This is a genomic window from Streptococcus sp. SI1 (assembly GCF_030439945.1).
GTDB classification, from domain to species: Bacteria; Bacillota; Bacilli; order Lactobacillales; family Streptococcaceae; genus Streptococcus; species Streptococcus intermedius.
Genome location: NZ_JAQFJE010000008.1, coordinates 89815 through 110330, shown reverse-complemented (window position 1 = coordinate 110330; position 20516 = coordinate 89815). Strand labels below are relative to the sequence as shown.

The 20516-nt window shown below is 37.0% G+C and carries 19 protein-coding genes; 14 read left to right on the top strand and 5 right to left on the bottom strand.

Features of this window, described 5'->3' with window-relative positions; translation table 11 throughout:
• The coding region (locus tag PCY10_RS09540) for a SpaA isopeptide-forming pilin-related protein (protein ID WP_301559012.1) at positions 1 to 362 on the top strand (362 nt) is incomplete at its 5' end.
• Between the two features lie 321 nt (positions 363 to 683).
• The gene (locus PCY10_RS09535; protein WP_052318186.1) at positions 684 to 1046 is read left to right on the top strand and encodes a GNAT family N-acetyltransferase; all 363 of its coding nucleotides are present in this window, start codon (positions 684 to 686) and stop codon (positions 1044 to 1046) included.
• 579 nt (positions 1047 to 1625) lie between these two features.
• On the opposite strand, the gene PCY10_RS09530 is transcribed toward PCY10_RS09535, so the two are convergent.
• Positions 1626 to 2102 (bottom strand): glutathione peroxidase, encoded by a 477-nt coding sequence (locus PCY10_RS09530; protein WP_003076218.1) that lies wholly within the window; start codon positions 2100 to 2102, stop codon positions 1626 to 1628.
• Between the two features lie 311 nt (positions 2103 to 2413).
• Here PCY10_RS09530 and PCY10_RS09525 point away from each other — a divergent pair, with 311 nt between their 5' ends.
• Positions 2414 to 5605 (top strand): polysaccharide lyase family 8 super-sandwich domain-containing protein, encoded by a 3192-nt coding sequence (locus tag PCY10_RS09525; protein ID WP_021003190.1) that lies wholly within the window; start codon positions 2414 to 2416, stop codon positions 5603 to 5605.
• Between the two features lie 242 nt (positions 5606 to 5847).
• A complete protein-coding gene (locus tag PCY10_RS09520) occupies positions 5848 to 7875 on the top strand; it encodes a SpaA isopeptide-forming pilin-related protein (RefSeq protein WP_021003189.1) in 2028 nt (675 codons plus the stop codon).
• A gap of 151 nt (positions 7876 to 8026) precedes the next feature.
• Here the strand turns inward: PCY10_RS09520 and PCY10_RS09515 are convergent, their stop codons facing one another.
• The 4 genes from PCY10_RS09515 to PCY10_RS09500 are packed head-to-tail and all read right to left on the bottom strand — an operon-like array spanning position 8027 to position 11171.
• Complete coding sequence (locus PCY10_RS09515) at positions 8027 to 8656, bottom strand: bifunctional 4-hydroxy-2-oxoglutarate aldolase/2-dehydro-3-deoxy-phosphogluconate aldolase (RefSeq protein WP_003075974.1); 630 nt, start codon at positions 8654 to 8656, stop codon at positions 8027 to 8029.
• 9 nt (positions 8657 to 8665) lie between these two features.
• Complete coding sequence (locus PCY10_RS09510; protein ID WP_125455691.1) at positions 8666 to 9667, bottom strand: sugar kinase; 1002 nt, start codon at positions 9665 to 9667, stop codon at positions 8666 to 8668.
• A 31-nt stretch (positions 9668 to 9698) separates the two neighbouring features.
• Positions 9699 to 10340, bottom strand: a complete 642-nt coding sequence (locus tag PCY10_RS09505; RefSeq protein ID WP_009569354.1) for an RpiB/LacA/LacB family sugar-phosphate isomerase — start codon at positions 10338 to 10340, stop codon at positions 9699 to 9701.
• Between the two features lie 15 nt (positions 10341 to 10355).
• Entirely contained in the window at positions 10356 to 11171 is an 816-nt protein-coding gene (locus PCY10_RS09500) for a gluconate 5-dehydrogenase (protein ID WP_301559011.1), read from the bottom strand.
• Positions 11172 to 11461: 290 nt separating this feature from the next.
• On the opposite strand from PCY10_RS09500, the gene agaF reads away from it, so the two are divergent.
• The 10 genes from agaF (at position 11462) to PCY10_RS09450 (ending at position 20483) form a co-directional block, all read left to right on the top strand.
• A complete protein-coding gene (agaF, locus tag PCY10_RS09495) occupies positions 11462 to 11896 on the top strand; it encodes a PTS galactosamine/N-acetylgalactosamine transporter subunit IIA (RefSeq protein WP_048785488.1) in 435 nt (144 codons plus the stop codon).
• 13 nt (positions 11897 to 11909) lie between these two features.
• Positions 11910 to 13100, top strand: coding sequence for a glycoside hydrolase family 88 protein (locus PCY10_RS09490; RefSeq protein WP_003076002.1), 1191 nt, complete (start codon positions 11910 to 11912; stop codon positions 13098 to 13100).
• A 10-nt stretch (positions 13101 to 13110) separates the two neighbouring features.
• On the top strand, positions 13111 to 13602 hold the full coding sequence (locus tag PCY10_RS09485) for a PTS system mannose/fructose/N-acetylgalactosamine-transporter subunit IIB (RefSeq protein WP_003035570.1): 492 nt from the start codon (positions 13111 to 13113) through the stop codon (positions 13600 to 13602).
• Positions 13603 to 13618: 16 nt separating this feature from the next.
• Complete coding sequence (locus PCY10_RS09480; protein ID WP_003070605.1) at positions 13619 to 14398, top strand: PTS mannose/fructose/sorbose/N-acetylgalactosamine transporter subunit IIC; 780 nt, start codon at positions 13619 to 13621, stop codon at positions 14396 to 14398.
• Positions 14385 to 15200 carry a PTS system mannose/fructose/sorbose family transporter subunit IID gene (locus PCY10_RS09475; RefSeq protein WP_003035586.1) on the top strand — a complete coding sequence of 272 codons (816 nt, stop codon included), beginning with the start codon at positions 14385 to 14387 and terminating at the stop codon, positions 15198 to 15200. The genes PCY10_RS09480 and PCY10_RS09475 overlap by 14 nt, the downstream gene beginning before the upstream one ends.
• On the top strand, positions 15200 to 15508 hold the full coding sequence (gene yajC / locus PCY10_RS09470) for a preprotein translocase subunit YajC (protein ID WP_003035584.1): 309 nt from the start codon (positions 15200 to 15202) through the stop codon (positions 15506 to 15508). Before PCY10_RS09475 ends, yajC begins: the two co-directional genes overlap by 1 nt.
• 262 nt (positions 15509 to 15770) lie before the next feature.
• Positions 15771 to 17669 carry a heparinase II/III family protein gene (locus PCY10_RS09465; protein ID WP_021003185.1) on the top strand — a complete coding sequence of 633 codons (1899 nt, stop codon included), beginning with the start codon at positions 15771 to 15773 and terminating at the stop codon, positions 17667 to 17669.
• Positions 17670 to 17751: 82 nt separating this feature from the next.
• Positions 17752 to 18756 carry a LacI family DNA-binding transcriptional regulator gene (locus tag PCY10_RS09460; protein ID WP_003074345.1) on the top strand — a complete coding sequence of 335 codons (1005 nt, stop codon included), beginning with the start codon at positions 17752 to 17754 and terminating at the stop codon, positions 18754 to 18756.
• A 110-nt stretch (positions 18757 to 18866) separates the two neighbouring features.
• On the top strand, positions 18867 to 19133 hold the full coding sequence (locus PCY10_RS09455; RefSeq protein WP_003075941.1) for an ACT domain-containing protein: 267 nt from the start codon (positions 18867 to 18869) through the stop codon (positions 19131 to 19133).
• A 12-nt stretch (positions 19134 to 19145) separates the two neighbouring features.
• Entirely contained in the window at positions 19146 to 20483 is a 1338-nt protein-coding gene (locus tag PCY10_RS09450; RefSeq protein ID WP_021003184.1) for a PFL family protein, read from the top strand.
• Positions 20484 to 20516 lie beyond the last annotated feature (33 nt).

Genomic DNA, 20516 nt, shown 5'->3' with positions numbered 1-20516 from the left:
AAGCAGGTCAAAGTGAAACAATCAAACTGAAAGCCGGCACTTATACTTTCCATGAAGAATCCGCTCCAACTGGTTACTTGGCCGTAACGGATATCACATTCGAAGTAGATGTTCAAGGAAAAGTGACGGTCAAGAATGCGAATGGGAACGGTGTTAAGGCGGATGGTAACAAGCTAACGGTGACCGATCAAGCTGCTCCTAGCGTACCAACGCCTGGAAAATCAAAAACGCCATCAACTCCAAAACAAGATCTTCCGCAAACAGGAGATGGAGTGAAGCTATCTTTGTATGCTTGGTTGATGCTAATATCAGGAAGTTTGCTTGCTATTGTAGGGTATGCACGCAGAAAAAATGAAGGATAAAAGTAGCGGTTACAAAAGAGAGTGAGGAATCACTCTCTTTTGTTATGAGGACGGATAAAAAAGGGGGTATAATAGTAATAAATTCAGACATTAAATAAAGGAATGATGTTAGTATGATTTCAGGGGCATCTCCTTTGGTTAGATACTATTCTACCAAAACGTATCCATGACATCACACTAACATCAAGATTAATTATAATATAAGAAAGAGAGATAAATGAATACAATAAGATTATTAGTAAATTTTTCTAAGAAGATTATATTAGGAACAGATAGGTTAGTGTTAAAGCCTTTAAATATGACAATTTACCTCATAAAACATTGAAAGAAACCGAAGAAGGTCTAGTCACATGGCACTTATCAGCACCTTTAGGAAAATATGGGCTTTTTTTAAAATCAAATAGTGAATTAATCGGAAATATTAATTTTAGACCTGAGACCAATGAGAAAGTTTTTATCGGTTACACTTTAAATAAAAACTTTTGGAAGCTGGAGTATGCTACAGAAGCATTACAAAAATTAATATCATTATCCTTTAAGCAATTAGGTATTAAACAAATTTTAGCAAAAGTTCATTCAGAAAATAGAGCTTCTATAACATTTTTACTGAAATTGGGATTTTCTCTGTGGTTAATATTGAAAGTAATATCAAACACTATCGGGGCTATGCTTTTGATGAGTTAGCTTATGAAAAAAGAAGAGATGATTAAGATATTTTGGATGATTTCTAAAAAGTATCTAAAAAACAAAAAAGTTCAATGTTCCTAAGAGAATAAAATGATAAGAAGCTTATTAAATTAGTATTTTTAGCTTAAAAAATAACAGCATCGCACTCAAAATCCAGTGTCCGCAAGGACGTGCCGGTTCGACCCCGGCCTCCGGTAAGTTAAAGGTCTTCAAACATTGATTTGAAGGCTTTTTTCTTTGTTTTGAGCAATTTTATATTCTTTCTTTTATTCATTTAATCGAAATAAAAAAGCACCTTATCTAATAAGATAACCCCTAGCTCAGTATTTTATTTTTTTGGAAGTGTTACAAAATTCACCTTATTTAGATGAAATTATTTGAAATCAATATAACATAAAGTGAAAAGAACATAGTGATAAAAGTGCAATAGTAAAGGCTTTTAGTATTTAAAGAGATGTAAGTTCCACCAACCAGGTCTTAAGAAAGCTCGTAAAGCTAGTCAGTTCTCAAAACGTTAATTCAAAAGAATTACGATACTTATAAAGAGCACCTCGAAAGGTGCTCTTTTTTATAATGTTATAATAGCTTTTGTAAACTTTCCTCAATCTCTTTAGGTTCTGCTTTAGATGAAAATCGTTTCACAACTTGCCCTTCTCGGTTTATTAAGAATTTAGTAAAATTCCATTCGATTCTTTTTCCGAGGGGGCCAGCTTGTTGTTCTTTTAGCCAGATATAGAGAGGATCTGCTTCCTTACCATTGACTTTAACTTTAGCAAAACGTGGAAAAGTAGTTTGGTAGTGGAGGCTGCAAAAACGATTGATTTCTTCTGCTGTACCTGGTGCCTGCCCCATAAATTGATTACAAGGAAAGTCGAGGATTTCAAAGCCCTGGTTTTGATAGCGGGTGTAGAGGTGTTGTAGTCCCTTATATTGAGGGGTCAAGCCACAACCTGTTGCAGTATTGACAATAAGCAGAACATTCCCTTTATAAATTTCTAGGGAGATAGATCGATTATTCTGATCGAAAATGGAAAAATCATATATTTTAGTCATAAGTGCTTCTCTCCTATTTTTCTTTCATTGTAACAGTTTTTATCTTATTAGTCGATTCTAAAAAGATTTTCCATTTAGAATGGATTTGTTATATTCAATAAAATTGAAAAAAGTTTAGGAAGTGTCGTGTCAGTCATGAAGTATAAAAAAACAGATAATATTTACAAGACGAAAACAGATATTTATCAGAAAACGTTTACAAATAGAATTAAAAATGATATGATTTGTATAAACCGGTTTACTAAAAGAATAAATTTCATTTTGAGATTTATAGCTCTTTATTTTATAGAATAATTAATTGAGGTTTATACATGCAATCAAAAACAAAAAAGATGCTATTTAGTCTGTCATCACTTGCATTATCAGGATTTTTACTTCATCATTTATTGACAGTTACAGCAGAGGAAACACCAATAAATGCCACTCAGCAAACTCAGAAGCAATCTACTGCTGAAAAAGCGCAACAGGTAGAAAAAAATCTTGTAAAAAATGGAAATTTCAGTCAAACAGAAGCAAAAAGTGGCCTTTGGACAGGAGTAAAAGCTGTTGGATGGAATGCTTGGCTTGATACTACAAAAAGCTCTACCAATACTTCAGCAAGAACGATTGAAGTAAAAGATAATGCGGTTACTATTTCTGGAACAGAAACTTTGCGAGCGGTTGTTTATCAAGAAGTTAATTTACAGCCAAATAAAAAATATAAATTGCGTTTTAAGGTTAAAACGGAAAATAAGACGGGAATTGCCAAAGTCCGAATTATTGAAGAAGTAGGAGACAAGAAACAACTCTGGAATTCTTCTGAATTTAAAGGAACCGAAGATTGGAAGACGGTTGAAACTGATTATAGTCCAACTTTATCCGTGAACAAGATCAAGTTAGAATTATTCTACGAAACAGGGACAGGAACGGTTTCTTTCAAAGATGTAGAATTGGTGGAAGCCCCCAATCAGTCAGTTGACAAATCTCAAACATCTGAAAAGAGTTTAGAGAAAATCGTCAATTTGCCGTTGGGGAAAAAGTACGTCTTCACTAGAGAAGATTATACATATACTGTTGAAAATAGTAGTATTGCGACTGTAAAAAATGGTATTGTAGAACCTTTGAAAGAAGGGACAACCACTATCACAGTCTCTAAAGATGGGAAAGAAATCAAAAAGATTCCTTTGACAGTAAAGCCTTCTGTAAAGGATAAATACACAGAACGATTGGATGATTGGAATGGTATTATTGCCGGAAATCAATACTATAATTCTAGTAATGACAATATGAAGAAATTGAACCAAGAATTAGAAGGAAAGGTCAAGAAGAGTTTAGAAAGTATTGATTCACAAGCTGATCGGAAAAGCCTTTGGAAGGAATTATCAGACTATCAAAAATCCTCTAATTTAACTGCTACTTATCGTAAATTAGAAGAAATGGCGAAACAAGTGACCAATCCTTCGTCTCAATATTATCAAGATGCTAAAGTTATTCGTACAGTAAGAGATGCGATGGAATGGCTTCATAAAAATGTCTATAACAGCTCAAAAAGCATTGTTGGAAACTGGTGGGATTATGAAATCGGTACACCACGTGCAATCAATAATACGCTATCTTTGATGAAAGAGTATTTCTCCGATAATGAAATCAAAACTTATACCGATGTTATTGAGAAATTTGTGCCGGATCCAGAAAATTTCCGAAAAACAACAAATAATCCTTTTAAAGCTTTGGGCGGAAACCTAGTTGATATGGGACGAGTTAAAGTAATTGCAGGTCTTTTGCGTAAAGATGATCAAGAAATTTCATCAACGATTCGTTCAATTGAACAAGTATTTACTTTGGTTAATAAAGGCGAGGGTTTTTATCAAGATGGCTCTTACATTGACCATACAAATGTTGCTTATACAGGTGCTTACGGTAGTGTTTTAATTGATGGTTTATCTCAATTGTTACCAGTTATTCAAAAGACAGACACTCCAATTGATACAGCAAAAATGCAGACGATGTATCATTGGATTAACAAGTCATTTGCGCCCTTGATGGTTCATGGAGAATTAATGGACTTAAGCCGCGGACGATCTATTAGTCGCGCTAATAGTGAAGATCATGTAGCAGCAGTTGAAGTACTTAGAGGGATTCATCGCATTGCCGAAATGTCTGAAGGAGAAATAAAACAAAATCTGAAATCTCTTGTAAAGACAATTGTAAAATCTGATACTTACCATGATGTCTTTAGAAATTTGAAGACTTACAAAGATATTAATTTGATGGAAGCTTTGTTGAAAGATGTTACAGTGCCGGTCACTCCGCGAGAAAGTTATTTATCAGCTTTTAACAATATGGATAAAACTGCTATGTATAACGCCGAAAAGGATTTTGGCTTTGGGCTATCTATGTTCTCCAGTCGTACATTAAATTATGAAAGTATGAACAAGGAAAATAAACGGGGCTGGCACACTGGTGATGGAATGTTTTATCTGTATAATGGTGATTTGAGTCATTATAGTAATGGCTACTGGCCAACAGTGAATCCTTATAAGATGCCAGGAACAACAGAGACAGATGCCAAGCGTTCTGATACAGAAACTGGGAAAGTGTTGCCATCTGGTTTTGTAGGAACCAATAAACTGGATGAGAAAAATGCAACTGCAGCAATGGACTTCACTAACTGGAACAAAACTTTAACGGTTCATAAGAGTTGGTTTATGCTGAATGATAAAATAGCTTTTCTTGGAAGCAATATCAAGAATACATCAAAGGATGCGGCATCAACAACTATTGAGCAAAGAAAGGTTGAAAAAAATAGCCCATATAAGGTCTATGTCAATGATAAGGAAGCGAACTTGACGGATAAAGAACAAGCATACAATGAAACGAAGAGTGTCTTTCTTGAATCTGCAGATAAGAAAAGGAGTATTGGTTATTTCTTCTTTAAAAAGAGCAATCTTACAATGATGAAAGCTATCCAAAAAGGTGCGTGGAAAGATATCAATGATGCTCAGCCAGCAGCTCAATTACAAAATGAATTTATCACAATTAGTCAGGCGCATAAACAAAATGGGGATAGTTATGGCTATATGCTTATTCCAAATGTAGATCGTGCTACTTTTAATCAAATGGTGAAAGATTTAGAGGGTAGTCTTCTTGAAAATAATGATAAATTACAAGCAGTCTATGATGCGAAGCAGAAAATTTGGGGAATTGTCAAATATGACGATTCTGCGTCTACAATTTCCAATAAATTCCAAGTTTTGAAACGAGGAATCTATACTATTCGTAAGGAAAATAATGGCTATAAAGTTTCTTACTACAATCCAGAAACAAAGAACTCTGCTAGTAAAGATAGTGTCTTTAAAGAATTAGCATCAAAACCAACTGTTGAAGATTCGTCAAAAAAGACAGGAAAAAAAACGAAAGAAAATCAGCCAACACTTCCTCAAACAGGGGAATATAGCGGCGTTTTACCTCTTGTAGGTATGCTATTGATGGGAAGCGGTTATTTTAGTCTTCGATTGAAATAAGTCCCCAAAAACCGAGAATCTAAGGATTAGTTTTTCGGTTTTTTGATTATGTAACTTTCAGTCTATCTTGCTCCGTCATGATTGTTACTTAATTAATAGTTATGATGATAGAAAAATAAAAAAAAATTACATAAAATTAGAAGTTTGTTGCCTATTTTTAACTAAAATATTATATAATATAATACATGAGGTAACTATTTAATGATTGTTACGATTTTTATTTGGTTGGAGGAACTATAATAGTGTTAAAGATTGGAAAAAAAGCCAAGCAGAGAATTGGTGTTGTATTATTTTTGCTAGCACTGATATTTGGTTTTAATATAATAAGTAATCAGGTGATTCATGCCAAAACGATTCCGAATGTTATTACGTCAATGAAAGTCACAAGTAGTGAAGGTAAACCTTTACAGGGTGATCTTAAAAAATGGCAGGATTTCAAGGTTAGTGCAACCTTCTCGTTGCCAAATAATACGGTAGAAGCAGGTGATACGACCACAATTGATTTCCCCAAACAGCTTGTTTATAACTCGCCTAATAAAAGTTTTAATATTGTAAGCAGTCAGGGAGATATTGTTGCAGTAGCAAAGATTGATGCAGCGAAGAAAAAAATTGTCTTGACCTATACAGATTATGTTGAAAAACATTCTGACATTAAAGGGACATTCGATTTTCATGTTCGTTTTGATCATCGGGAGCACAAAGCTAATGGAAAAGTCGATTTGGAATTTAAAATCGATGGTAAGATTACAAATGCAGGTAGTCCAGGATTTGCTGGTGCAGGCGATTCCGAAAAATTCTCAATTGTAAAAGGTGGATGGCCTTTAACAAATGATCCAGAACGTTTGGGTTATGATGTAGCGCTAAATCGGACACAAGAACTCTTTAAAAATGCTGTTGTTGAAGATGAATTTATGGGCAATGGTGTTATTGAGGCTGACTCTGTCAAGATTATCAAGGGAGTATGGCTTTACAATTCGAAAATTTCTGAGTGGGAATTGCAGCATGCAGAAGATGTGACAGCTAAATTGAAAGCTAATATTACAGTAAATGAGCGAAAAGCTACTGTCAAGATTGGCGATATTGCTCCAAACGAGGGCTATTATATCAATTATAAAGTTAAACTAAACGGTGAGCCAAAGATTGGGGATGCTTTCACAAACAAAGCCAAATTAACAGCCGACAATACTGGTAATAGAACTACAGAAGTTGAAACACGCTATGTAAAAGCTAACGGTAAAGCAGATGGGAAAGACTTCACGATTAAGGTTAAGAAAATTGATGCTAATGGTCAGCCTCTTGCAAATGCGGAGTTTCAAGTGATTCGCAATCGTACTAAAGAAGTGGTTGGAACCATTACCACGGATACGAATGGTATGGGGAATTTGTCACATCTTGTGAAAGATGAGTACACCCTGAAAGAAAGCAAGGCACCAGATGGTTATGAAAAAACTGATGAAGAGTTTAAGATTTCCCCTTCTGATTTTGGAACAGAACAATCTGTTTTAAAAACAGTTGTCAATCAAAAAATAGGTAATAAGAAGATCAAAATCGGTAAGCTAAATCCAAATGGTAAAAGGATTGCGGGTGCTAAGCTTCATGTTTATAAGGGAGAAGGAACACAGGGTGACGTCGTTGCTTCTTGGACATCAGAGTCAGGTAAAGCACACGAATTAAGTTTAGAGCCTGGAATTTATACTTTCCATGAAGAATCGGCCCCTAATGGTTACACAGTTGTTAGTGATATTGTCTTTGAAGTAACAGCAGCTGGACAAGTGAATATCCTTAAAGCTGAGAACAATACAGCGACTGTCAAAAATGATACATTAAATATTACAGATCAGTTTGATGATGCAAGAACAAATATCTCGGTTGTGAAACATTGGGATGACAAAGATAATCAAGCCGGAAAACGTCCAAATCATATTACAGTGAATTTGCTGGCTGACGGGAAAAAGATAGAGTCTCAAACGATTAGACCAAATGAAAACGGTGAATGGCGTGCAGAATTTGCCAATAAACCAAAATATAAAAATGGAAAAGAAATTCATTATACCATTACTGAAGAGGTTGTTGCTTCTTATCGCTCAGAGATTAGTGGGGATACAGCATCAGGTTTTGTATTGAAAAATCTGTATGATCCATCTCAACCGCCAGCACCAAAACAAAAGATTTTACCAAGGACAGGAACGACGGTTATGGGCGCCTTGATTGTTGTAGGGGTCGTAGTTCTTAACGGGGGTATCTACTTAGCAAAACGAAAAAATAAATAGGGTTATCTGGTTTGACAAATCGTCCTTTATAGGTGCTTTTGATAGTGTAAGATAGTTAAAACAGGCTAGGATTTTCCTAGCCTGTTTAGCTTGTATTTTTCAATAATAGATTTCTTGTTTTTCTTTTTTTAATCGAAAAGGACTAGATTTTTTACTTTAGTGCGGTATATTGTTTAGCAATCGTTGTGATCGCTTCGTAATTACCTTGGCTGGCAAGTTTGTTAAATTCTCCACCAATACCAATGGCATCCGCACCGGCAGAAAACCAATCTGAAACATTATCCAAATTGACGCCGCCTGTCACCATGATAGCTACTTGAGGAATCGGTGCTTTAACGGCAGAGATATATTTTGGACTTAGAGCGCTTCCTGGAAAGAGTTTGATGATTTCACTGCCAGCTTCTAGTGCTGTGGTGATTTCTGTTAAGGTCATACAACCCGGAATATAGGGAATGCTGTAGAGATTACAGATTCTTGCAGTTTCAGAGTTGAAAGAAGGAGAAACAATATAATGAGCACCTGCTAGCATTGCATCTCTTGCGGTTACAGCATCCAGTACAGTTCCAGCTCCGATACAAACACTGGCATCATCTTGATATAGGTGGTTTAGCTCTTTTATAATTTCGCCGGCGTATTGATTGGTATAAGCAACTTCAATAGCTTTGATACCACCTTTGATACAGGCGATAGATGCTTTGAGGCCTTCTTCTTTTGTCTTTCCACGAACAACAACGACAATTTTTTGTGTTTTTAATTCAATAATGATATCTGATTTAGTCATGCTATTCTCCTAACGAATAATATCTTTGGTGGTTGTTAGCAATTTTTCAATAGCTGTAGCAGATTTGCTCATACTGTCGCCAGCGAGAGTACACTTCATGGTCGCACTAGCAACAGCAAAGTCAAGTGTATCTTTTAAAGAAGCTTGCATGAGTAATTGATAGAGTGCGCCAGAAACAAAAGCATCTCCGCTTCCAACGCGTTGATAGACAGCGGTTTTTAGCTGGGCAGATTGCTCAAATGTATCACTGAGCGCATAAGCCTGATAGACATTTTTATCTTGTGCATCAGTGGAGCGGAACGTATGAAAAATGGCTTTAAAGGAATAGATTTCTTTTAAATGACGCATGCGATTTTCAATCTCCGCCAAACTTGCTGTTTCTCTTGGAAACATGTCAAGATCTGTTTCATCTGCCATAATTGGATCGATTCCAAAGCAATAGTCGGCATAGCGAGCGAATTTTGAAAATTCATATTTGGCTTCTAATACAGAAATCATTTTAGTGCGCAAGTTGAGATCCATAGAAATGGTGATGTTCCTTTGCTTTGCTTCTTTCAAAAGACATAGTAGCACTTCGCGGACTTGCTCATCAATGGCAACTGTGATGCCACTGAAATGAAAATGGCTGATTCCTTTAAACAAGCAGTCCATATCCAGCATTTCAGGACGAATCTGACTGATACTAGTATGCTTACGGTCGTAAAAAACTTCACTTTGGCGGCAACCAAATCCATTTTCCAGATAATAAACCCCAAGTCGGTCACCAAGTCGGAAAATAGTGCTAGTGTCAATGTCATGCTGTTTCAAAAACGTTAGGAATCGATTACCGATTTCATTATCTGGCAATCCTGTAAAAAGTTTTGTGCAAATTCCTAAGGCCTGTAAATTACAGGCGATATTGACTTCCGATCCACCAAAATAAGTTGTGCTGACCACTTGGTCACCAAGAGAAGCAACGTCTACAGGCGTAATTCGAATCAGTGGCTCACCAAATAGCAATAATTTCGTCATGTGTCAATTCCTTTCGGGTTGCAAAATGGATTTATGCATCAAGAAGTCCTTTTAAGTAAGCTGCGATTTCGTTATCTTGGCAGTTCGCAAAGAAGTATTCTTGGAAATGTTCCCCTGCAATGGTTTCTCTCAAGAAATCTTGGTCGATGTTTTTTAGAACGCTTAGCAGGTCGTTATGGGTAATCTTTTTAACCTCGTTTAAAATACGAGCATTTCGTTGTTCAGGAATTGCTCTTTCCTTTGGATAGCCACCGCCAACTTCTTCAGCAAAAAGTCGTTCAAATATCAATTTTAGATTTAATTCTGCACCCCAGCCAAAGCCTTTTGCATAAGGGATTGAAAGAGCATTGCCACCATTTATTTGAGAGAAGAGATAGGCGTCTGTTGGTTCGACAGCCAAGCCACAGACAACACCAGGAAAACTATTTAAAGCAACCATTGCTCCTTCACCAGTACCGCAACCGGTGATGACAAAGTCAGCAGCTTTTGTATTTAAGAGAATGGCTGCCAGTAAACCATTTTGAACATAAGTTAATTGGCTTTCGCCTTCTTTTCCATACATACCGTAGTTGTACAGTTCATATCCTTTTTTGTCAGTTGTTTCTTTTAAAGCATCATAAATAATGTGGTTTTTAGCAGCTTGACTATTTTCGTTAATTAAAGCAATTTTCATTTTTATTCCTTCTTTCTATTCTGGTTGTTTTCCGATATAAGCTAGGATACCACCGTCAACGTAGAGAATATGTCCATTGACAAAGTCGCTAGCATCACTAGCGAGAAAAACAGCTGGTCCCATGAGGTCTTCTGGATTTCCCCAGCGTGCCGCAGGTGTTTTAGCGATGATAAATTGGTCAAATGGATGGCGTGAGCCATCTTCTTGTAATTCGCGTAATGGTGCTGTTTGAGGAGTGGCAATATAGCCAGGACCAATACCATTACACTGAATATTAGCACTGCCGTATTCTGAAGCGATGTTACGTGTTAGCATTTTGAGTCCACCTTTAGCAGCGGCGTAAGCACTAACTGTTTCGCGACCGAGCTCACTCATCATGGAACAAATGTTGATGATTTTTCCGTGTCCTTTTTTAATCATCGAAGGAATGACGGCTTTGGAAACAATAAACGGTGCGTTTAAGTCAATATCAATCACCTTGCGAAAATCAGCTGCACTCATTTCGCACATAGGAACTCTGCGAATGATGCCTGCATTGTTGACCAAAATATCAATAATGCCAACTTCTCGCTCAACTTGCTCAACCATTGCTTGGATACCAGCTTCATCAGTAACATCGCAAACATAACCATGTGCTGAGATTCCTGCTTCATGATAAGCAGTTAAACCTCGGTCAACTAATTCTTGGTTGATGTCATTAAAAACAATAGTAGCCCCTACTTCAGCGTAGGCTTTGGCAATGGCAAAACCTATTCCGTAGGAAGCTCCAGTGATAAGGGCGATTTTTCCCTTTAGAGAAAATTGTTCTATGGAGAAAATTTTTTCTGTCATATTTTATTTCCTTTCAATTTAGTAAGATTTCATTCTAACAAGATTATATTCTAGTAAACCGGTTTTGTCAACGATAAAAAATGTTTTTTTGATATTTAAGTAGTGGAACCTTTGTAAAAATCTGCTTTTCGGATTTTTGGAAATAATCTATGAAATGTTAAAAAAGAATATAGATTTCAAAAGAGATGTAAGCGCTAATATTTTTTTGAAAAAAGTATTGACAAGTAAAAAACAATAGGCTACAATGGAAAATGTAAGTAAACCGGTAAACTTAAAAGAGAGGAGAATGTATGAAAATCATAGTTATAGGACATGGAAATTTTGCTACAGGGATTCATAGTTCTTTGAAATTGATTGCGGGCGAGCAAGAGAAAGTAGATGCTATTGATTTTGTGGAAGGCATGTCCGCAAACGAACTAAAAGAAAAAATTCTAGCTGCTATTACAAGCGACGAAGAGGTCTTAGTCTTGTGTGACTTATTAGGTGGAACGCCGTTTAAAGTGGCATCCACGATAATGGGAAATAGACCAGATTTGCAAATGAATGTTTTGTCAGGTTTGAATTTAGCTATGTTGCTGGAAACCGTTTTTGCGAGAATGACACTTTCATTTGATGAAGTTGCTGAAAAAGCAGTTGCAGCAGCACATAGCGGTGTTGTCAATGGCAGAGAGTTGTTTTCAGATGATTCAGAAGTAATAGAAGAAGATTTTGAGTCAGGAATTTAAAAAGGTAAAAGGAATGATTAAAAAAGTTACAATTGAAGAAATTAACACTCCTGAACGATTTTTAGAAGTTCCGCTTTTGACAAAAAATGAAGTAGAACAGGCAATTGAGAAAGTCATTCGGCAGTTAGATATAAATCTTGATTATTTTAAGGAAGACTTCCCGACTCCCGCAACCTTTGATAATGTTTATCCAATTATGGATAATACAGAATGGACCAATGGTTTTTGGACGGGAGAACTGTGGCTGGCTTATGAATACAGTCATGATGAAAAATTTAAAGAAATAGCTCATAAAAATGTCTTGTCTTTCTTGGAACGGGTCAATAAAAGAGTAGAACTAGATCACCATGACTTAGGCTTTCTTTATACTCCGTCGTGCATGAGTGAATATAAGTTGGATGGTGACAAAAATGCTAAAGAGGCTGCCTTAAAAGCAGCAGATAAGCTGATTGAACGCTACCAAGAAAAAGGAGGCTTTATTCAGGCTTGGGGTGAGTTAGGTAAGAAAGAACATTATCGTTTGATTATTGATTGTTTGCTCAATATTCAGTTGCTATTCTTTGCGTATCAAGAAACAGGTGAGCAAAAATATTATGAGATTGCAGAAAAACATTTTTATGCCTCTGTCAATAATGTCATTCGTGATGATGCCTCATCTTTTCACACATTTTACTTCGATCCTGAAACAGGTCATCCTCTAAAAGGTGTAACAAGACAAGGTTATAGCGATGATTCTTGCTGGGCAAGAGGACAATCTTGGGGTGTGTATGGTATTCCATTGACTTATCGCCATTTGAAAGATGAATCTTGTTTTGATTTATTCAAAGGTGTAACGAATTATTTCTTGAATCGCCTACCAAAAGATCATGTTTCCTATTGGGATTTAATCTTTAGTGATGGTAGTGAACAGTCTCGTGATTCTTCTGCGACAGCTATTGCGGTCTGTGGGATTCATGAGATGCTGAAATACTTGCCGGAAGTAGATGAAGATAAAGACATTTACAAACATGCGATGCACGCTATGCTTCGCTCTCTGATAGAAGATTATGCTAGTGATCAGTACAAGCCTGGAGGAACGACGCTTCTTCATGGAGTGTACTCATGGCATTCTGGCAAAGGAGTAGATGAAGGCAATATATGGGGCGATTATTATTACTTGGAAGCTCTAATACGTTTCTATAAAGATTGGAATTTATATTGGTAGGAGGAGAGAGATGACAACACCAAATATTATTATGACCCGTGTGGATGAACGATTGATTCATGGCCAAGGACAGTTATGGGTGAAATATCTAGGCTGCAATACAGTTATCGTGGCAAATGATGAAGTGAGTACTGATAAGATTCAACAAACATTGATGAAGACGGTTGTACCAGATTCTATTGCCATGCGTTTCTTCTCGTTGCAAAAAGTTATTGATATTATTCACAAAGCAAATCCTGCTCAAACGATATTTATTGTTTTGAAAGATATGAAAGATGCACTAACTTTGGTCAAAGGTGGTGTTCCAATTAAGGAAATCAATATTGGAAATATTCACAATGCAGAAGGAAAAGAACAGGTTACACGTTCGATTTTCCTTGGAGAAGAGGATAAGGCAGCGATTAAGGAGCTGAGTCAGTCTTATCAGGTAACTTTTAATACAAAAACAACTCCAAGCGGTAATGATGGAGCTGTAGAAGTAAATATATTGGATTATATTTAAAAAAAGGAGATTCATGATGTCAATTAATTTATTTCAAGCGATTTTAATTGGTTTATGGACAGCGTTCTGTTTTAGTGGAATGCTGTTAGGGATTTATACGAACAGATGTATTGTTTTGTCATTTGGCGTAGGGATTATTTTAGGAGACCTGCCAACTGCTTTAACAATGGGAGCAATTGGTGAATTGGCTTATATGGGATTTGGTGTTGGTGCTGGAGGAACGGTTCCGCCAAATCCAATCGGACCTGGTATTTTTGGAACGTTGATGGCGATTACAAGTGCAGGAAAAGTTACACCAGAAGCAGCACTTGCTCTATCTACTCCAATTGCCGTTGCAATTCAATTTGTACAAACTTTTGCATATACGGTACGTGCAGGTGCGCCAGAAACAGCTATGAAGCATTTAAAAAACCGTGATATGAAGAAATTCAAAATTACGTTGAATGCGACGATTTGGTTGTTTGCTGTGATTGGCTTTGCTTTGGGATGCTTGGGTGCTCTGTCAATGGATACTTTGCTGAAATTAGTAGGCTACATTCCACCAGTATTACTTTCTGGTTTAACGGTTGCTGGTAAAATGCTTCCGGCTATTGGGTTTGCAATGATCTTATCTGTCATGGCTAAGAAAGAATTGATCCCGTTTGTATTACTAGGTTATGTTTGTGCGGCCTATCTAAAAATTCCGACAATTGGTATTGCTATTGTAGGTACAATCTTTGCTTTAATCGAATTTTACAACAAACCAAAAACAGCAGATCATGTGGTAGAGGAGGAAGCACACGATGACTGGATCTAAATTAAACAAGAATGATTATCTCAAAACATCTTTGCGGGCATTCTTTTTACAAAATGGCTTTAACTACAGCAATTATCAAGGGTTAGGGTATGCAAATGTTATGTATCCTGCTTTGAAAAAACACTATGGTGATAATCAAGAAGGTCTCTACAAAGCATTAGAAGAAAATTGTGAATTTTACAATACGAATCCTCACTTTCTACCCTTTATTACGAGTTTACACTTAGTCATGTTAGAAAATGATCGTCCCACAGAAGAAACACGTAACATTAAAATGGCATTGATGGGACCTTTGGCTGGGATTGGAGATTCACTTTCACAATTCTGCTTGGCACCACTCTTCTCCACAATCGCAGCTTCTTTTGCGAAAGATGGTTTGATCATTGGTCCAATCTTGTTTTTCTTGGCTATGAATACCATTTTGACAGGGATTAAATTATCTACTGGTTTGTATGGCTATAAGTTGGGAACAACTGTCATTGACAAACTGAGTGAGCAAATGGCGACTATTTCGCGGATTGCTAATATCATTGGCGTGACGGTTATTGCAGGTCTAGCAGCTACTTCTGTTAAGATGACAGTGCCTATTACATTTGCCGCTGGAAAAGTAAAAGCAGGTACAAACCAAAGCATCGTGAGCATTCAAGGTATGCTTGATAAAGTAGCACCAGCGCTTCTGCCAGCTCTCTTTACTCTTTTGGTTTACTATTTGATCAAAGAAAAGAAATGGACAACCTATAAACTAGTTATTCTGACAGTTATCATTGGTATTATTGGCAGCTGGCTTAAGATTTTAGCATAATGAATACGACTTTACTTTATGGAATATTGATTGTTTTGGCAGGAACTCCGATTATACTGTCAAGCATCAGTCATTTCCGTCAGCAAAAAATGCTTCAAGAACAGATGGAGCAACGAAAAACTTATCTAGCTTCTTTAACAGCTGGTGATGAAGTTCTATTACTGTCTGGAATTCATGGTAAAATTATTTCCATTCAAGATGAGTTGGTGACCTTGCAAATTGCTAAGAATGTAACGATTTATGTGGAAAAAGAAAGCATAATGGGAAAGACAAAGGAACAAGGACAGAAGTTTCCAACCTCTGATTAATGGTAAGGTGTAGCATTATATGGTATTTGAATTGATAATCTAGTAACACGAATGCTGCTTGCTTTATTTATGATGGATTGGAGATAAAAATCTCTAACCTCAAAGCGTACTGTATAATAAATCAACAACTAGATGACAGATTAGGTTCTCTTCCAAGCTTAAAAAAGCGAATGGAGAGAACCTAATCTGCTTTGTAGGGTGGGATAAAAGGCAGATTTCTAGAGAAGCAGAACTGTATCAACCATTTTTTAGGTAAGGAAATATGAAACAAGAACGAACTATTTTTTTTGAAGATTTTGATATAGAGTATTATCGACATTATATTCTTCGCTATCAAAAGGAAGAATATAGCCGCATTCAGCACTCCCTTGAACGAATGTTCAACCATTATTTTTTATTTGATGGAAATTGGGATATGGAGCCGTGTCCGAGAGAACATCAGATTCAGCCGATGAATTGGGAAGTGCTATTTGAAGAAGATCCAGAGTGGGCTTACATGCTCAATCGGCAGGAGTATTTACTGAACTTTGTTATTGGTTACTTGGTTGAGGGAGACATGCGATATATTCAAAAATTGAAGTTTTTCATTTTTGATTGGATAGAGCAAGTACAGGAATTTTCTCCGCAATCTTTGACGACTAGAACCTTAGATACAGGGATTCGCTGTTTTACTTGGTTGAAAATTTTGCTGTTTTTACTGGAATTGGATTTGCTGGAAGAAAAGGAGTTGCAAATCATTTACCGCTCTCTTGAAACTCAGATTCACTTTATGAGAAGGTGTTATCGTGACAAGTATACACTCAGTAATTGGGGGATTTTGCAGACCATTCCAATGATTGCCATCTATCATTTCTTTTCAGAACAGCTCGATATTGAAGAAGAATATCTGTTTGCAATAGAAGAATTACAGCAACAGGTACAAATTCAAATTTTGGAAGATGGCACCCAGTTTGAGCAGTCTATTTTGTATCATGTAGAAGTTTATAAAGCTCTGTTAGAATTGTGTATCTTGCTACCAGAGTTGAAGCACAAGTACGCGACTTTGTTAGGAAAAATGGCTACCTACATTCAGATGATGACAGGCTTGGATGGAAAGACGATTGCTTTTGGTGATAGCGACTGTACAGATACGTGGGATATTCTGAATTTATCTGCTCTCGTTTTAGAAGATGAACAATTACTCTCATTAAAAAATCCATACTTAGATCCATATAGTTTGCTGTTGGTTGGGAGAAAAGGTGCTGATCGTTTAGCAACATTAAAAGCTCAAAAACAAGGAACAAGAACTGCTTTTTTCAAGGATTCTGGTCAGGTTTGTATTCAGACACCTCGGAGCCATTTCTTTTTCAAAAATGGACCAATGGGTAGTGCCCATACTCACAGTGATCAAAATAGCTTTTGCCTACAGGATCAAGGCAAGCTAATTTTTGTGGATTCTGGTCGCTATACCTACAGAGAGACAGGAGAACGTTCTGTTCTAAAAAGTGCTTGGAGTCACACCGGATGTATCCTTGATGAAACACCACCTGAAATGGTATCTGGTTCTTGGGATTACGAAAATTATCCACAATCTTTGTTTTGCGGATATCAAGAGAACGCAGCTATTCACTATGTAGAGGGGAGTTATCTTGCTTCAAATCCATCTTCTTACTTGCATACTCGGAAAATCATCATGTTGGAAGAAGGTGTTTGGCTTGTAATAGACGATATTAGATGTGCCGGAGATCATAAGTTACGAACTCAATTTATACTAGATAGTCAAGTTATCTACAGTCCAAGTCAAGTCAATAACCTCAAGCTTTGGAGTAAGATTCCGCTAGAGTTAGAAAAAACATTTATTTCGAAGAAATACAACGAATTAGAAGAGAGTTCTAAACTGGTTAAAATACAGGAATTTTCAGATCGAATCATTGATGCTACTCTGATTGCGGATCAATCATTTACTGTCAAGCATCATAAAGTGTATCAAACAGATGGCGGTCAACTTCCTAATGCACTTGCAATTGAAATAGAAAACAATCACACAAATAAGCTTATCTTAGTATTAAATGATGACCTTTACAAAGGAGAAAAATTGTGTGTAGTGGATGGTGTGAAAATGAGAGGAAAATGTGTTGTTTATGACAAAAAAACTTGTACAAAAATCAGGCTAAAATGCTAGAAAAGTCTGGTTTTATGGGATTTCAAGAAATTCCTTTTGAATAGAATATGTTATAATATAAGTGCTTAGGAGGGACTTTAGATTGGCAAAAAAGCTTACAATAAAAGATATTGCAGAACTTGCTCAAACCTCAAAAACGACTGTCTCCTTTTATTTAAATGGTAAGTATGAAAAAATGTCTCAAGAAACAAGGGACAAGATTAAAAGGGTTATTGAAGAAACCAATTATAAGCCTAGTATTGTAGCGCGAAGTCTCAACTCTAAACGAACCAAATTGATCGGTGTGTTGATTGGTGACATCACTAATAGTTTTTCCAATCAAATTGTCAAAGGAATTGAGGATATCGCACATCAAAATGGCTATCAGGTTATGATTGGGAATAGTAATTACAATCAAGAAAGTGAAGATAAGTATATAGAAAGTATGCTTCTTTTAGGAGTGGATGGGTTTATTATTCAGCCAACGTCTAATTTCCGCAAGTATTCGCGTATTATTGATGAAAAAAAGAAGAAAATGGTCTTTTTTGATAGTCAGTTGTACGAGCACCGGACTAATTGGGTTAAGACTAACAATTATGATGCAGTATATGATGTGACGCAAGCCTGCGTTGCGAAGGGGTATGAGAAATATATCCTTATCACAGCAGATATTAGTCGATTGAGTACACGGATTGAACGGGCTAGTGGTTTTATGGATGCTTTGGCTGATTCTAACTTTGAATATACAAGTCTAATCATTGAGGACAAGCACACGGACTTGGATAAAATGAAAGAATTTCTGCAAAGGGAAATCAATCCAGAAGAGAAAACGTTAGTTTTTGCACCCAATTGTTGGGCTTTGCCGCTTGTGTTTACCGTTATGAAAGACTTGAATTTTGTCATGCCAAATGTGAGCTTGATTGGTTTTGATAATACAGAATGGACGAGTTTATCTTCGCCGAGCATCACGACAATTGTGCAACCAGCTTTTGAAGAAGGGCAGCAGGCAACTAAGATTTTGATTGATCAGATTGAGGGACGTTATCAAGAAGAAAAGCAACAAGTGCTGGATTGTAGTGTTCATTGGAAAGAATCAACGATTGATTGATAACGATTGAGTAAAATCTGAAGGCCAAAAGGCATATTTTCTCTGTTGGTCTATGCAAATTTCATTTACTTGTGCTACAATAGGAAAAAGTGTGTTGATTGGAGTAAAAGATGAAAGCAATTATTACGGTCGTTGGTAAGGATAGAACAGGAATTGTGGCAGGAGTTTCTAGCAAGATTGCCGAACTTGGTTTGAATATTGATGATATTTCTCAAACGGTTTTAGATGAATTTTTCACGATGATGGCTGTTGTTTCAAGTGATGAGAAGAAGGATTTTGCAGCTCTTCGCAATGAATTTGAAACCTTTGGTGAGACTCTCCATGTGAAAATTAATATTCAGAGTGCAGCGATTTTTGATGCCATGTACAATATTTAACAGAGGTGCAAAATGGATATAAAGCAAGTTACTGAAACGATTGCCATGATTGAAGAACAGAATTTTGATATTCGAACCATTACCATGGGCATTTCACTCTTAGACTGTATTGACACAAATATTGAACGGGCGGCGGAGAAGATTTACCAAAAGATCACGACCAAAGCTAAAAATCTGGTGGCAGTTGGGGACGAAATTGCAGCAGAGCTCGGGATTCCCATCGTCAACAAGCGGGTCTCAGTGACACCAATTTCTCTGATTGGGGCGGCTACGGATGCAACAGATTATCTTCCGTTGGCTAAGGCTTTGGATCAAGCAGCCAAAGAAATCGGCGTGGACTTTATCGGTGGTTTTTCTGCTCTGGTGCAAAAGGGTTATCAAAAAGGAGATGAAATCCTTATCCGTTCCATTCCACGAGCTTTAGCAGAGACGGATAAGGTTTGCTCCTCTGTCAATATCGGTTCAACAAAAAGTGGTATTAATATGACGGCAGTTGCAGATATGGGACGGATTATTAAGGAAACAGCTGAACTTTCTGATATGGGAGCTGCGAAATTAGTTGTTTTTGCGAATGCAGTTGAGGATAACCCTTTCATGGCAGGAGCTTTTCACGGTGTCGGTGAAGCGGATGTAGTCATCAATGTTGGGGTTTCTGGTCCTGGTGTTGTCAAGCGAGCTCTTGAAAAAGTTCGTGGTGAAAGTTTTGATGTGGTTGCAGAAACAGTTAAGAAAACAGCCTTTAAAATCACGCGGATTGGTCAATTGGTCGGACAGATGGCTAGTGAACGACTAGGTGTCAAGTTTGGAATTGTTGATTTGAGTTTAGCGCCAACACCAGCCATTGGTGATTCAGTGGCTCGTGTTTTGGAAGAAATGGGATTAGAAACGGTTGGTACGCATGGGACGACTGCAGCTTTAGCTCTGCTCAATGATCAAGTGAAAAAAGGCGGTGTTATGGCTTGTAATCAAGTTGGCGGTTTATCTGGTGCTTTCATTCCGGTGTCAGAAGATGAAGGGATGATTGCAGCAGTTCAAAATGGGTCTCTCAACTTAGAAAAATTAGAGGCTATGACAGCTATTTGCTCAGTTGGGTTGGATATGATTGCGATTCCTGCGTCAACGCCTGCTGAGACTATTGCGGCTATGATTGCAGATGAAGCTGCTATCGGTGTTGTCAACCAGAAAACGACAGCGGTGCGGATTATTCCAAAAGGCAAGGAAGGCGATATGATTGAATTTGGCGGGCTCTTGGGAACGGCTCCGGTCATGAAGGTCAATCAGGCTTCGTCAGCTGATTTTATTGCGCGTGGTGGCCAAATTCCAGCACCGATTCACAGTTTTAAAAATTAAAAAGGTCTGTATGACAGACTTTTTCTTTTGAAA